The organism is Ruegeria sp. CDSC051 (genome assembly GCF_059610665.1).
In genome coordinates, this window is the sequence record NZ_JBXWOC010000010.1 from 40199 (window position 1) to 53739 (window position 13541).

At 57.5% G+C, this 13541-nt stretch carries 14 protein-coding genes; 7 read left to right on the top strand and 7 right to left on the bottom strand.

Annotation, left to right across the window (positions count from 1 at the left end; all coding sequences use genetic code 11):
- Positions 1-37: 37 nt before the first annotated feature.
- From AC2FH0_RS18490 to AC2FH0_RS18500, 3 genes are read right to left on the bottom strand one after another with little or no spacing between them, the layout of a single operon-like run.
- Positions 38-592 (bottom strand): HdeD family acid-resistance protein, encoded by a 555-nt coding sequence (locus AC2FH0_RS18490; RefSeq protein WP_142638384.1) that lies wholly within the window; start codon positions 590-592, stop codon positions 38-40.
- Between the two features lie 37 nt (positions 593-629).
- Entirely contained in the window at positions 630-2033 is a 1404-nt protein-coding gene (leuC, locus tag AC2FH0_RS18495) for a 3-isopropylmalate dehydratase large subunit (RefSeq protein ID WP_496697309.1), read from the bottom strand.
- Between the two features lie 52 nt (positions 2034-2085).
- Positions 2086-2184 carry an isopropylmalate isomerase gene (locus tag AC2FH0_RS18500; RefSeq protein WP_271950909.1) on the bottom strand — a complete coding sequence of 33 codons (99 nt, stop codon included), beginning with the start codon at positions 2182-2184 and terminating at the stop codon, positions 2086-2088.
- 102 nt (positions 2185-2286) lie between these two features.
- On the opposite strand from AC2FH0_RS18500, the gene AC2FH0_RS18505 reads away from it, so the two are divergent.
- The 4 genes from AC2FH0_RS18505 (at position 2287) to AC2FH0_RS18520 (ending at position 5165) form a co-directional block, all read left to right on the top strand.
- A complete protein-coding gene (locus AC2FH0_RS18505) occupies positions 2287-3639 on the top strand; it encodes a mechanosensitive ion channel family protein (RefSeq protein ID WP_496790052.1) in 1353 nt (450 codons plus the stop codon).
- Positions 3640-3800: 161 nt separating this feature from the next.
- A complete protein-coding gene (rsfS, locus tag AC2FH0_RS18510; protein ID WP_496692685.1) occupies positions 3801-4163 on the top strand; it encodes a ribosome silencing factor in 363 nt (120 codons plus the stop codon).
- 44 nt (positions 4164-4207) lie between these two features.
- A complete protein-coding gene (gene rlmH / locus AC2FH0_RS18515; RefSeq protein ID WP_496703039.1) occupies positions 4208-4678 on the top strand; it encodes a 23S rRNA (pseudouridine(1915)-N(3))-methyltransferase RlmH in 471 nt (156 codons plus the stop codon).
- Between the two features lies 1 nt (position 4679).
- Entirely contained in the window at positions 4680-5165 is a 486-nt protein-coding gene (locus tag AC2FH0_RS18520; RefSeq protein WP_496703041.1) for a flavodoxin family protein, read from the top strand.
- 2 nt (positions 5166-5167) lie between these two features.
- On the opposite strand, the gene AC2FH0_RS18525 is transcribed toward AC2FH0_RS18520, so the two are convergent.
- The 3 genes from AC2FH0_RS18525 to cysK form a co-directional block, all read right to left on the bottom strand.
- Positions 5168-5515, bottom strand: coding sequence for a hypothetical protein (locus AC2FH0_RS18525; RefSeq protein ID WP_496790053.1), 348 nt, complete (start codon positions 5513-5515; stop codon positions 5168-5170).
- A 237-nt stretch (positions 5516-5752) separates the two neighbouring features.
- A complete protein-coding gene (locus AC2FH0_RS18530) occupies positions 5753-7231 on the bottom strand; it encodes a pyridoxal phosphate-dependent decarboxylase family protein (RefSeq protein WP_496790054.1) in 1479 nt (492 codons plus the stop codon).
- Positions 7231-8277: a cysteine synthase A gene (cysK, locus tag AC2FH0_RS18535; protein WP_496787110.1), complete on the bottom strand. Its 1047-nt coding sequence runs from the start codon at positions 8275-8277 to the stop codon at positions 7231-7233. Before cysK ends, AC2FH0_RS18530 begins: the two co-directional genes overlap by 1 nt.
- A 131-nt stretch (positions 8278-8408) precedes the next feature.
- On the opposite strand from cysK, the gene AC2FH0_RS18540 reads away from it, so the two are divergent.
- Positions 8409-9944, top strand: a complete 1536-nt coding sequence (locus AC2FH0_RS18540; RefSeq protein WP_496750532.1) for a winged helix-turn-helix domain-containing protein — start codon at positions 8409-8411, stop codon at positions 9942-9944.
- 233 nt (positions 9945-10177) lie between these two features.
- On the opposite strand, the gene AC2FH0_RS18545 is transcribed toward AC2FH0_RS18540, so the two are convergent.
- Positions 10178-10888: a DUF599 domain-containing protein gene (locus tag AC2FH0_RS18545; protein ID WP_496790056.1), complete on the bottom strand. Its 711-nt coding sequence runs from the start codon at positions 10886-10888 to the stop codon at positions 10178-10180.
- Between the two features lie 82 nt (positions 10889-10970).
- On the opposite strand from AC2FH0_RS18545, the gene AC2FH0_RS18550 reads away from it, so the two are divergent.
- Positions 10971-12425: an FAD-linked oxidase C-terminal domain-containing protein gene (locus AC2FH0_RS18550; RefSeq protein ID WP_496790057.1), complete on the top strand. Its 1455-nt coding sequence runs from the start codon at positions 10971-10973 to the stop codon at positions 12423-12425.
- 14 nt (positions 12426-12439) lie between these two features.
- Complete coding sequence (locus tag AC2FH0_RS18555; protein ID WP_496709720.1) at positions 12440-13540, top strand: FAD-binding protein; 1101 nt, start codon at positions 12440-12442, stop codon at positions 13538-13540.
- Position 13541: the final 1 nt, after the last annotated feature.

The following is a 13541-nucleotide window of genomic DNA, read 5'->3' on the forward strand; positions in this document are numbered from 1 at the left end:
CACTCCTGCGGGGGAGGGCCGCGCCCATGCCCCGCGTTTAAGCTTGTTTCGCTTCAGTTGTTTCGTCTTTGGGTGCGTCTTTGATGAACAGCGCCATGAAGACCAGACCCAGACCGTTGAACACCATCTCGATCCCCAGCAGGATGCCGAGCAGTTGCAACAGCACGACGGGATCGGTTGCTGCGAACCGCCAGATGAGCATCGCCAGAACAATCGACATCACGCCCGAGATCAGTGTCGCCCAGAAATACTGCGTACCTTTCATCTGGAACGACAAAATGACCCGCGCGATACCGCCTGCCATAAACAGGATCAGGCAGACCGTCGCCAGCGTCACGGTGCCCTGCAGCGGGTGATCCAGGAAGGACCAGCCCAGAAACAGCATCACCGCACCCATAATAAGCGACAGGATCTTGTTGCCGGTGCCCTCGACGGTGAACCCGCCGACCACCTGCAATGCCCCTGAAATCAGCAGCAGTACGCCGGTCACCACCGTTACGGCAATCGACGCCACTGCAGGCGCGCCCAGCACAAAAAGGCCGAACACTATGGACAGAAGCCCCATCAGGAGCCATTTGATCCAGTCACTCATGTCTTAAATCCCTCAAATATCCAGTTATGAGGGCAGCTTACATCAACTCGCGGACGTCTGTCAGCCGTCCTGTGATTGCCGCTGCGGCAGCCATTGCGGGGCTTAGCAGGTGGGTGCGTCCGCCGCGGCCCTGACGGCCTTCGAAGTTGCGGTTCGAGGTCGCGGCGCAGCGCTCGCCCGGTTGCAACTGGTCGGGGTTCATCGCAAGGCACATGGAACATCCCGCCAGACGCCATTCGAACCCGGCCTCTTTGAAGATCTCGGCCAGACCTTCTTCCTCGGCCTGCGCACGGACCAGACCGGAACCGGGCACGACCATGGCGCGCATCCCGTCCTTGATCTTTTTGCCCTTCAGAATCTCGGCAGCGGCGCGCAGGTCCTCGATGCGGCCGTTGGTGCAGGACCCGATAAAGACGGTGTCGATTTCGACGTCGCTGAGCTTCTGACCGGCTTCCAGACCCATATATTCGATCGACCGGCGGGCCGCATCGACTTTGCCGCCTTCGAAATCCTCGGGGTGAGGCACGGATGCAGTGATCGGCAGCACGTCCTCGGGGCTGGTGCCCCAGGTGACGACCGGCGCGATGTCTTCGCCGCGCAGGGTGATGACCTTGTCGAAATGCGCGTCTTCGTCGGTGAACAGTGTTTTCCACCAGTCCATCGCCGCTTCCCACTGGGCCCCTTTCGGTGCGTGTGGGCGGCCTTTGACATATTCGAACGTGGTCTCATCCGGGGCGATCAGGCCGGCGCGGGCACCGCCTTCGATGGCCATGTTGCAGACGGTCATGCGGCCTTCCATCGACAGATTGCGGATCGCTTCGCCGCAATATTCGATGACATAGCCGGTGCCGCCGGCGGTACCGGTCTCGCCAATCACGGCCAGAGTGATATCCTTGGCGGTCACGCCCGGCTGCAGTGTGCCGGTGATTTCCACCTTCATGTTCTTGGATTTCTTCTGGATCAGGGTCTGCGTGGCCAGAACATGCTCGACCTCAGAGGTGCCGATGCCATGGGCCAGAGCACCAAACGCGCCATGGGTAGCGGTGTGGCTGTCGCCGCAAACAACGGTCATGCCGGGCAGGGTCCAGCCCTGTTCCGGGCCAACGATATGTACGATGCCCTGGCGAACGTCATTCACCGGGTAATAGTGAATGCCGAAATCCTTGGCGTTCTTGTCCAGTGCCTCGACCTGAATGCGCGATTCGGGGTTTTCGATGCCGTTCACGCGATCCGGCGTGGTGGGCACGTTGTGATCCGGTACCGCGATGGTCTTTTCCGGTGCGCGTACCGGGCGACCCGCCATACGCAGGCCTTCGAAGGCCTGCGGGCTGGTCACTTCGTGGACCAGATGGCGGTCGATATACAGCAGGCAGGTGCCATCATCGGCTTCGTGCGCGACATGGGCATCCCAGATCTTGTCATAGAGTGTTTTGGGGGACATCGGTCCTCTCCCGTATGTATTGAGATTTAGCTGGCGAGTGGCTGGACGCCGCTTATAGGCGGGCCAGAACCGTGCGGGCGGCCCCAAAGAACCGTTCACGCAGTCGCGTGCGGTCTTGCAACGTAGGTGCTGGGGTCAGATTGAGTCTCATGCGCATCAGATATATCGCGTCAGTCCGTCAATCAAGGCGCAATCCGGCGACGGGCTTGCATCATGCGTCAACGCTGTCCAAGCTGGCAAGCAGGAGACGTGCATGAACCCAGACCTGATACCCAGTTCGCTGTCTGATCTGTATCAGACCATGATCGAGGCCTTTTCCCTGCAATTCGATAGACTGGTCGATCTGGTCATTACACCGGGCTGGCGTCAACATCAGCTGGTCATCATCCTGGGTCTCTGGGCGCTGGCCTATGTGTTGAAGCTGGTTACGCAGGGCCGATGGGAGGCCTGGGCCCGTGCCCGCTCTGGTTGGCCCAAATGGCGGTTGCGCACGCTGATCCAGCTGATGCAGCGTCTGACACTTGTCTATTTCGTCACGCTGTCCTGGATGCTGTATCTGGTGATGCAGCAGATCACCTGGCCATCGCGCAGCTATATCATCGGGGTGGTGGCAACATTGGCGACCGCCTGGCTGGCGATTGCGTTAGTGGCCCGTCTGGTCCGAAACCGGACGCTGCGGCGAATTTTCAAATGGGCAATGTGGGCTTATGCGACGCTGATTGCGCTGAACTTGACCGATGACGTCGCTGGGTTTCTGGATGGGGTGGCGATCTCGATCGGGGATCTGCACCTCTCGGCGTTGGGTATCCTCAAGGCGCTTTTGCTGATTGGCGTGTTGTTGACGCTGGCCCGTCTTGGCACCGGTGCTGCTGAACGTGGCCTCAAACGCAATGACGATATCTCGCCGTCAATGCAGGTCTTGTTGGCTAAGGGATTACAGGTCGTCATCTATGGCGCCGTCTTCATGGCCGCCATTCGGACGCTGGGCTTTGATTTGACTGGTATTGCGCTGTTGTCGGGGGCCATTGGTGTCGGCATCGGCTTTGGTTTGCAGAAAGTGGTGTCGAATCTGATCTCGGGCATCATCATCCTGATGGATCGGTCGATTAAACCGGGCGATGTGATTTCGCTGGGCGACACGTTCGGCTGGATCAACGCGCTGGGCGCGCGCTATGTCTCGGTGGTCACGCGGGATGGGCGCGAATACCTGATCCCGAACGAGGATTTGATCACCAATCAGGTGGTGAACTGGTCGCATTCGGACCGGTTCGTGCGGCTGGATCTGACATTTGGCACAAGTTACACGGATGACCCCCATAATGTGCGGGCAACGGCCATCCATGCGGTTAAATCTGTCGAGCGTGTGCTCAGTGGCAGCGGACATGACGCGGTCTGCCACATTACGGGGTTCGGCGACAGCAGCGTGGATTACGTGCTGCGATTCTGGATCAGCGATCCGACCAAAGGGCTGACCAATATACGGGGCAATGTCTATCTGGCGCTGTGGGACGCATTCAAGTCTGAAGGCATCTCGATCCCGTTTCCGCAGCGAGAGGTGCGCGTGCTGAATGACGACACCGATGCGCAACAGCTTGTCACCGACTAAGCAATCGTTGCGACCCTTTGGTCTGTGTTCATTGAAATGTTGCAATCTCCTTGCTACCTTATTAGTACCCCGGCGCCGGGATATCATGGCGCGCAGCAAAGGAGGACTATGTCCTGTCTCTACACACTCAGGCGGGTTTGCCCGCCGAAGATGGGGCCAATATGATGGCCCACTCTCAGTCAATCAGCGACAAGCTGCTTGAACGTATCCTTTCCTCACTTTCCGATGACAAGGCCGAAGACGTCGTGCAGATCAACCTGCAGGGCAAGTCGTCCGTCGCGGATCACATGGTTATTGCCTCGGGTCGATCGACCCGTCAGGTCTCGGCCATGGCGGAAAAGCTGACGGATCGCATCAAGCAGGAATTCGGATTCACCTCGAAGGTCGAAGGCAAGGATGCCGGCGACTGGGTGCTGATCGATACGGGCGACGTGGTCGTTCATATCTTCCGCCCCGAAGTGCGTGAATTCTATCAGCTGGAAAAGATGTGGCAGCCTGCGGGCAGCAGCGCCTCGGCGAACTGAGGCGCTATCCCGGCCTGCATTAACGGGCCGGAGGCGAGAGAGATATGCGGATCAGCATAGTTGCGGTCGGGCGATTGCGTGCCGGACCCGAGAAATCCCTGCTTGATGATTACCTTACCCGATTTGATCGGACCGGCCGCGCGCTGGGCCTTGGGCCTGCGCGGGTGATCGAGGTCGAAGACAAGAAAAACGCAGGGATGGGGGCCGAGGCCACATTGCTGCGCAAGGCGCTGCCCAAAGGCACCGTAATCTGCACGCTGGATGAACGGGGGCGGGTGATGTCCTCGCCCGATTTTGCCCAAAAGCTGGGCAGTTGGCGCGATGCGGGGCGGCAGGATCTGGCGCTGATCATTGGCGGTGCCGACGGAATAGATCCTGATCTGCGCGCCGAGGCGGATTTCTCCATCTCTTTCGGGTCCATGGTCTGGCCCCACATGCTGGTCCGTGTGATGCTGGCCGAGCAACTTTATCGGGCCGCAACCATCCTGTCGGGCGGTCCCTATCACCGGGTCTGACATGGCGCAGCTATTGATCGTTTACCATTCACGCACCGGCGGCAGCCACCAAATGGCCGACGCTGCAGCCGAAGGCGCGCGCGATGAGGCCGACACCGTTTTGAAGCCCGCAGAGCGGGCCGGACCCCAAGATCTGCTGACCGCAGATGGTTATATCTTCTGCGCACCCGAAAACCTGGCGGCGATTTCGGGCGTGATGAAAGAGTTTTACGACCGCTGTTATTATCCGGTTCTTGGTCGCATCGAAGGTCGCCCCTATGCCCAGATGATCTGTGCCGGGTCAGACGGGCAGAATGCGGCACGACAGACGGCCCGAATTGCAACCGGATGGCGGCTGAAAGAAGTTCAGTTGCCGTTGATCATATGCACCCATGCACAAACGCCCGAGGCGATCCTGGCCGAAAAACGCATCCCCGAAGAGGCGCTGCAGACATGCCGCGACTTGGGGCAGGCGATGGCCGCAGGGCTGACGTTGGGCGTGTTCTGAGGTCAGTTCAGCGGCACAACAATGGTTTCGTCCGCCCAGCCATCCACGCTGCAACGGGCCTGTATCTGAACCTGCGATGTACCATCCGGAATTGCCACCCCGCCCAGCGAGCGGGTAAAGGGCTGTTCCGTCTCATGTGGGTGATGCAACACACGCATCCCCAGCTCATTCCCATCCATATCCAGCACACGCCAGCCATCGGCATAGTGTTCCCATCCGGTGTCCGGATGCCGGATCGTCACGTCGAAACGCCAACTGCCACCGCTGGACGAGGCGTTGACCTGCTCGATCGTTGGCGGATCGGCAAGGGCGGGGCTGGCCAGAAAGGTGCAGAGAATCACATATCGCATGTTTCGATCCTAAACTCTTGGCGGGCCCCACAAAGGTTTTCTTTTTGGCTGCATAGCGTTTCGCGCGGGTAGATCCGACTCCAAACGGAGGGCTGGGGAATTGTCCACGGCAGCAAACCGACATCCTAGTGCTGCCAGACCGTCAACAGCACGTGGGCAACTTCTATGCAACCAGTTGCAATCACTATGGTATCAGAGCATCACATGAAACGTATTTTGCTCGCACAACCAATACCTTCAGTATGGTTCGTTATCGAGCAAGGTCGATCTGCATGTCGGGATCAATTCCTCTATTTGCTCCACAAGTATGTCAAGATCACTCAGTTGCGTTCGGTGATTGGAAATGGCGCAGCGCAGCGCATAGGTCGACCCAACTCTCGTGTCAGAGAGCGCCGCAACCCCATCTTCCTGCAGTCGCAGCATGACTTCTCGGTTGAGAGCTTCGAGATTGGATTCCGTCATGTTGGGCAGGCAAATGCGAAAGCACACGATGTCCAACATAGGATCGGCCAATAGTTCGATATCCTGTGCCACTCGGATGCGATCCGCCAGATACTCTGCTTGGTTGATGTTCTGGTCGATCAGCCGACCAAATTTTTCGACACCATGCTCCTTCAGGCTCATCCAAACCTTAAGCGCCCGGAACCCGCGCGATGTCTGAATGCCAAAATCATGTAGCCAATCGGCTGCGGCGACGCCACGTGGTTCCTTCTCCAGGTATGACTGGCTAAGTGCGAAAGTATCAACATGTTGCGATTTGTCTTTGACCACGCAACAGCCAACTTCAAACGGTGCATGCAGCCATTTATGTGGGTCCAGCGCAACAGAGTCAGCTTTGTCCAGACCGTTTAGCTTATCTCCGTTTTTAGGAGCAATAGCGGCTAGTGCTCCGATGCAACCGTCCACGTGAAGCCAGAGACCTTCGCGCCGGGACACATCTGCGAGTGCGGACAAATCGTCAATTGCGCCGGTGTTGATAGTTCCAGCTGTTGCGATAATGGCGACTGGCTGGATGCCATGCGCGCGGTCTTCGGCAATCTGTGCACGCAAGGCTGTAACGTCCATCGTAAAGTCTGATCGGGATGGCAGGCACCGCAGGGAATTTGATCCAAGGCCCAGCACTTCCATTGCAGTCAGATGGCAGCCATGAACCTGATCGGACGCATAAAACGCCAGCTTGGCACCGCCGACCCCATGTTCCCTGATGGTTTTCTGGCCGAGCGCTGTGTTGCGCGCAACCGTGAGGCCTATCAGGTTGGCTACGGAGCCACCACTGGTCAAAGTTCCACTTGCACCAGCCGGGAACCCGACCATGGTCTTGAGCCAGTCCACTACTTGCTGGTCCATAAGAGCTGCGGCGTGATTTCCACCGCCGAGGTTTGACCCCAGAATGGCAGCTAAAAAGTCGCCGAGAGCGCCGGTAAAATTGCTGGCACCCATATACCACATCCAAAACCTGGGATGGATGTTACCCATTGGATAGGGCAGCAAGTTGGTTTTCATCTCTTCAAAGACTGTATCAAGTGGCATTCCCGATCTCGGTAGCGCTTCTTTGTATGTCGCGCGCACGCTGTCTGGCATGTTTTGCCAAACAGGAGATTCGCGCACATTGGAAAGCCGAGACACAGCTTCATCCACCATGCGGTACGCCGTGGCACGCATGGCCTCCCAGTCTTCCGGGTCGAGTGTTTCTTCCTGATGCAGCATTCTGTCCATTACTCGCCCGCCATTTGCGCACTTGGTGTGGACAGGGAAATCGCGCGTTCCTCGTCGGTCATCTCGGCCTCGATGTCGTCAAACAAAGGCGTCGAAAGATAGCGTTCAGCCGTATCTGGCAACATCGCCAAGATAACGGATCCTTCAGGGGCGGTCTTAGCAACTTGCAGTGCTGCCAGAACCGTGCCGCCACCTGACACCCCCGTCAGAATGCCCTCTTTCTGGGCAAGCTGCTGTGCCATTTTGATCGCGCCAGGACCGGCGACAGGCATCAGTTCGTCAAATGATCCATTGTCCAAAGCTTCTTGCAACACAGCCGGGATAAAGTCAGGTGACCAACCTTGAAACGGGTGTGGTTGCCAAGCCGAATGACCGGCGACAGGGCTGCCATCAGAATTGCGATCCTGCGCAATCCCACTTCCTACGAGTCCGGCATTCTCGGGTTCGGTCAGAATAATCCGGGTATCGGGTGACTCGCGACGCAGCACGCGCGCGACTCCGGTCAATGTCCCTCCTGTGCCAAATCCCGTTACAAAATGCGTCAGCCGCTTATCCTTGAAATCTGCGATAATTTCAGGACCTGTTGTCATTTCATGAACTTTTGCATTCGCGTCCGTTTCAAATTGACGGGCCAGAAACCAACCGTTGGCCTCGGCCAGCTCTACCGCCTTGTTGTACATTCCCATCGCCTTTTCGGCCCGCGGTGTCAGCACCACTTTCGCCCCCAACACCCGCATGAGGCGCCGCCGTTCGACGGAAAAACTGTCCGCCATTACGATCACCAATGGATAGCCCTTTGCAGCACACACCATCGCCAGACCAATCCCGGTGTTGCCGCTGGTTGCCTCAACAACCGTTTGGCCTGGTTTTAGCGCCCCGCTTTTCTCGGCTTCTTCGATAATGCTAAGCGCTAACCTGTCTTTGACAGATGCTGCGGGGTTGAAAAACTCGGCTTTGACAAAAAGCTCTACGTGATCGGGTGCCAGATTGTTGATCCGGACTACCGGCGTTTGTCCGATTGTTTCGTTGATATTTGCGTAAATCACTTTCCTAGCCCCTCTTTGAATGGATGATGTTCTGCATTAATGTACTGACTTTGCCCCATGGTTCGCGCACAAGCTTGCAGACAGCTTGTAGAAATGGTGTAGAATTTCGCGACTTCTGATAGATTTCTTTCATGAAATTCTGTTTTGGCAATTTCGAGCTGGACCACGCTGCCGCTGAATTGCGGTATTCGGACGGTCAAGGCGTTCACCTTGAACGGCAAGTTTTCCTGTTGCTGAGCTTATTGGTCCAAAACGGCTCGCGCGTGACGACATTGGACGAAATTGTCACCAAAATCTGGAATGGCGCACCAATTTCAGACGCCGCTATTGCAAGCCGTATCCGATCTGCCCGTGCCGCTTTGGGGGATGACGGGAAAACGCAAAGCATCATCCGCACGATCCGGGGACAGGGCTTTCGGTTCGAATTGCCGGTGACCAAAAAGGTCGACGCAAACCTCGCAGAGACGCTGATCATCAATGAAGGGGTCGCTCCATCCATTGCCGTGTTGCCGTTTCAGGCCTTTGGAGAAACAGATCAGGCTAGGGTGATCGCTCCGGCCCTTGCACATGAATTGATTGTGTCGTTGTCGCTGACAAAGTGGGTGACGGTCATTGCGCGCGCCTCAAGTTTCCAACTCGGTAGCGTTGCAAACACGCAAAGTGTGCGCGAGCAGTTAGATGTAAGATATGTGCTGTCGGGTAGCGTCGAGATTAACGGACCAAATCTGACCGTGTCTCCGGTGCTTGCTGCTGCGGATTCCGGACAAGTGATCTGGGCTGATCGCTACACTGGCCTGATTGATGACATTTTTTCTATCAAGGCCGATGTCACCAATTCTGTAGTAGCAGCGGTCGAACTCCATGTTCCGCGCCACCAGGCCGCCGAGGCCCGACGGCAGGATATTGAATCCCTCGACGCCTGGAGCTTTTTCCACCTTGGACTAAACCACATTTATCGGTTCACCCAAGAAGACAACGCTTTGTCTGCCAGATATTTCAAAGAAGCTCTTGCCCGTGCGCCCAATTTTGCACGTGCCCATGCCGGGCTTTCTTTCGTTTCTTTCCAGAGGGCGTTTACCGGTTTCGGCGCCGATCGCGGTGTTGCCGCTCAGGATGCCTTATCTGCTGCTGAACGGGCAATGGAACAGGCCCCCGATGACCCGTTTTCCAATTTTGTGCTTGGGCGTAGCTATTGGATTCAGCAAGATTTGGATACCGCGGTGCATTACTTGCAACAGGCTGTTTCGCTAAATCCAAATTATGCGCAGGGTCACTACTCGCTCGGTCTAGTGCAAGCGTTGAACGGCGTCAGTGATAACATTGACCAACGTGCAGATCTGGCGACGCGTCTCAGCCCGCTAGACCCGTTGCTCTATGGAATGCACGGCATGAAAGCATGGGCACGGATCAACAGTTGCCAATGGGAAGAGGCCGCGCATTGGGGGGATCTGTCTGCACGCACACCCGGCGCGCATTTCCTCATCGATATGTTAGCGGCTATGGCCCATCAGGCGAATGGAAACATAGAAGACGGCCGTAGATTTGCTGATTGCGCCCGCAAGCGTCGCCCGGACGCGTCACTAGATCATTTTTTCGCGGCCTTCCCCCTTCCTAAGGGTGAGGCAAGAAACACAACACGTGCAGCGCTCACAGCGTTAGGATTCTAGGATTACGTCAGAAATCAGCGCCGTGATTGGTTTTGGTGGGCGACCAAAAAGTAATGAGCGCCGTTACCAACGATAAGTAATCATTGGATTGAGGCGCAGCAATCGGCATTTTGGGCTCAAATCGGCAATTCATTGTGCGTTGATCAAAAAGTTCGTTTCGACCCACACGAAAACCAGCTCGTAACAAGGAAGAACTAAAGGCGGCGCAGTAACGCCACAGCCATGGCATTAGATCACGACGGCGTATTGTCTGCCTGTGCCAGTAGGATCGCGCGGGATTGCGAGGCGAATTCGCGTCGGTAAAGCAGGCCTGCAGTGATAACTGTGCCGACGATCAACGCGAGTGGCCCCAGAAACCATGCAAGCAAGGCCAGTGCGAAATAGGTAGAGCGCAGCCCGCGGTTAAAGCTGCGGGCTGCGGTGACGCAGATTTCGGCCGATTGCGTGGCGCGGGGATAGGCGATGGGATCTTCGGGCTCATTCGGGACCGCGGCCATCAGTACCGCGCAATAGCCGAACAGACGATGCGCCCAGACATATTTCAGAAAGGCATTGGCCAGCAGCAGGACGACGGCGAGTATCTTGATCTCCCACACCAGGGCTGGAAAGCTGCCGATGGCCAGATCACTGGCGACACCGGCCAGACGCTCGGTATTGCCCAGCAGGGCCAGGCCACCACCGATGGCAATCATCGTGGTCGAGGCAAAGAAGGTACTGCCTTGCCGCATCGTGGCCACGACCTGCGCGTCAAACATCCTTGGCTGGCGTGTGACCATCTCGCGCATCCAGTCGCGGCGATACTCATCCATCATCAAGGCCACTGACCGCTTCTTTGGCGACGGGTTTTCGATCATCCACCCAAGGCACAGCCAGGCCCCCACCATCAGCGTTATGGCGGCAAAATCCAAAGGGGCAAACAGAGCGGCGCGGTCAATCCAGGTCATGGCCGTGACAGTACTTCCGGAAGTCGGAACTTGCCATACTGACAAATTGGTAATATTATTTTACCAAACCAAGGAGCCTGCCATGGAAATGCCAAAGCCAAGCCCTGATGTCCTGCGTCGCAAAGATGCGGTGGTGGCGCGCCTGTCGGGGGTTCTGCCGGACGACGCGATCATTCATGACCCGGCCGAGACACGCGCCTATGAATGTGATGCTTTGACCGCCTATAGATGCCCGCCGATGCTGGCGGTTTTGCCTTCGAACACGCAGCAGGTCTCGGATATCTTGCGCATTTGCCATGACGAAGGCGTGCCGGTGGTACCGCGTGGTGCGGGTACGTCGCTGGCCGGGGGCGCGCTGCCAACAGCTGATTGCGTCATACTGGGCGTGGCCCGGATGAACGACGTGCTAGAGGTTGATTATGACAACCGATTCATCAAGGTCCAGACTGGGCGCACCAACCTGAGTGTCACCGGCGCGGTCGAGGAAGAGGATTTCTTTTATGCCCCCGATCCGTCGTCGCAACTGGCTTGCGCGATTGCGGGCAATATCGCGATGAATTCCGGCGGGGCGCATTGCCTGAAATACGGGGTGACCACGAACAACCTGCTGGGTGTGACCCTGGTGATGATGGATGGCTGCGTAGTCGAAATCGGTGGCGCTCATCTGGACGCGCCGGGTCTTGACCTGCTGGGGGTGATCTGCGGGTCCGAAGGGCAACTGGGCGTCGTCACCGAAGCGACCCTGCGCATCCTGCGCAAGCCAGAAGGCGCACGGCCCGTCCTGATGGGGTTTGATGACAATGAAATCGCAGGCCAATGCGTTTCGGACATCATCAAGTCCGGTATCTTGCCTGTTGCGATTGAGTTCATGGATCGCCTGTGCATTCAGGCCTGCGAAAACTTTGCACATGCCGGGTATCCGGAATGCGAAGCATTGTTGATTGTCGAGGTCGAAGGCTCGGAGGCCGAGATCGACAGCCAGCTGGCCAAGATTGTCGAGATTGCAAAACGCCACGATCCGGTCGAGCTGCGCGAGAGCCAGTCGGCGGATGAAAGCGCCCGGATCTGGTTGGGCCGCAAATCGGCCTTTGGCGCCATGGGGCAGATGAACGACTATATGTGCCTGGATGGGACAATCCCGGTATCGGCGCTGCCCGCCGTATTGCGCCGGATTGGTGAGCTGAGCGATGAGTTCGGCCTGCCGGTTGGAAATGTATTCCATGCCGGCGACGGGAACATGCACCCTTTGATCCTGTTTGATGCCAACAAACCCGGCGACCTCGAAAAATGTGAGGCGTTCGGGGCGGAAATCCTGAAACTTTGTGTGGATGAGGGCGGTTGCCTGACCGGTGAGCATGGGGTGGGAATTGAAAAGCGCGATCTGATGCATCATCAATATGCCCCTGCCGATCTTGAGGCGCAGATGGCGGTTAAGGATGTGTTCGATCCAGGATGGTTGCTGAACCCCGCCAAAGTGTTCCCGCTGGATGCCTCCGAATCCCGTCGCGACCCGCAAATGGCTGCAAATAGGCTCTAACAAAGAGAAATATGATGAAACCCACGTCAGAAACTGAACTGGCCCAGATGGTGGCCGGGTTGACAGGCGCCGTGCGTATCGCCGGCGGCGGCACCCGTGGTATCGCGGGGCCTGACGAAGTGATTGAGACCAGCAGGCTGACAGGCATCACACTGTATGAACCCGGTGCCCTGACGCTGGTTGCGCAGGCCGGGACACCGTTGGCCGAGGTTGAGGCCGCATTGGACGCCGAGGGCCAGCAACTGGCCTTTGAGCCGATGGACCATCGCAGCCTGTTGGGCACCCAAGGCGAGCCGACCATCGGCGGTGTGGTTGCCGCCAACATCTCGGGGCCGCGCCGCATTCAGGCAGGCGCATGTCGCGATTTCTTGCTGGGGGTGCGATATGTCGATGGCACCGGGCAGGTGATCAAAAATGGCGGGCGGGTGATGAAGAATGTCACTGGCTATGATCTGGTCAAGCTGATCTGTGGGTCCTGGGGAACCTTGGGCGTGCTGACCGAAGTATCGCTGAAAGTCCTGCCCAAACCGGATCACACAGCAACCCTGTCAGTGACCGTATCTGATGCAGATGTAGCGATAAAAACGCTGTCCGCCGCGCTTAGATCTCCGTTCGAGGTCACTGGCGCAGCTTATGACCCAGAAAGCGAAAAAGCCTTGATTAGAGTCGAAGGTTTTGCCGATTCCGTCGCTTACAGAACCGAGAGGCTGACATCCGAACTGTCTGAGTTCGGCCAGATCGCAAATGCCGATGAACCGGCAACGCTGTGGACGGCGATCCGCGATGTTCACGCGTTCCGGGGCAAGACTGGCGACGTGTGGCGTCTGTCTGTCACACCCGGTGACGCCCCGATGATCGCGGCGCGGGCCGAGGCTGAACAGGTGCTCTACGACTGGGGCGGGGGTCTGATCTGGCTGCGTCTTCCTGCGGGAACCGATTTGCGGGCGCGTCTTGGCACTTTTTCTGGTCATGCAACCCTTGTGCGCGGCGATGCGGAAATGGTCGAGCGGCTGGGCCGGTTCCAGCCTGAGAGTGTAGCTACACAGGCTCTAATAAAAGGCATTCGGGCGAAATTCGACCCCCGAGGGCTGTTTAACCCGGGGCTCATGGGGTAGG

What these genes read in the sequence shown, in the direction of transcription:
- AC2FH0_RS18530 (WP_496790054.1), bottom strand. Translation starts at nt 7,231, where the DNA reads ATGGACAGAATGCTGCATCAGGAAGAAACACTCGACCCGGAAGACTGG.
- AC2FH0_RS18520 (WP_496703041.1), top strand. Translation starts at nt 4,680, where the DNA reads ATGGCGCAGCTATTGATCGTTTACCATTCACGCACCGGCGGCAGCCAC.
- AC2FH0_RS18525 (WP_496790053.1), bottom strand. Translation starts at nt 5,515, where the DNA reads ATGCGATATGTGATTCTCTGCACCTTTCTGGCCAGCCCCGCCCTTGCC.
- rsfS (WP_496692685.1), top strand. Translation starts at nt 3,801, where the DNA reads ATGATGGCCCACTCTCAGTCAATCAGCGACAAGCTGCTTGAACGTATC.
- AC2FH0_RS18500 (WP_271950909.1), bottom strand. Translation starts at nt 2,184, where the DNA reads ATGAGACTCAATCTGACCCCAGCACCTACGTTGCAAGACCGCACGCGA.
- leuC (WP_496697309.1), bottom strand. Translation starts at nt 2,033, where the DNA reads ATGTCCCCCAAAACACTCTATGACAAGATCTGGGATGCCCATGTCGCG.
- rlmH (WP_496703039.1), top strand. Translation starts at nt 4,208, where the DNA reads ATGCGGATCAGCATAGTTGCGGTCGGGCGATTGCGTGCCGGACCCGAG.
- AC2FH0_RS18490 (WP_142638384.1), bottom strand. Translation starts at nt 592, where the DNA reads ATGAGTGACTGGATCAAATGGCTCCTGATGGGGCTTCTGTCCATAGTG.
- AC2FH0_RS18555 (WP_496709720.1), top strand. Translation starts at nt 12,440, where the DNA reads ATGAAACCCACGTCAGAAACTGAACTGGCCCAGATGGTGGCCGGGTTG.
- AC2FH0_RS18505 (WP_496790052.1), top strand. Translation starts at nt 2,287, where the DNA reads ATGAACCCAGACCTGATACCCAGTTCGCTGTCTGATCTGTATCAGACC.
- AC2FH0_RS18540 (WP_496750532.1), top strand. Translation starts at nt 8,409, where the DNA reads ATGAAATTCTGTTTTGGCAATTTCGAGCTGGACCACGCTGCCGCTGAA.
- AC2FH0_RS18545 (WP_496790056.1), bottom strand. Translation starts at nt 10,888, where the DNA reads ATGACCTGGATTGACCGCGCCGCTCTGTTTGCCCCTTTGGATTTTGCC.
- AC2FH0_RS18550 (WP_496790057.1), top strand. Translation starts at nt 10,971, where the DNA reads ATGGAAATGCCAAAGCCAAGCCCTGATGTCCTGCGTCGCAAAGATGCG.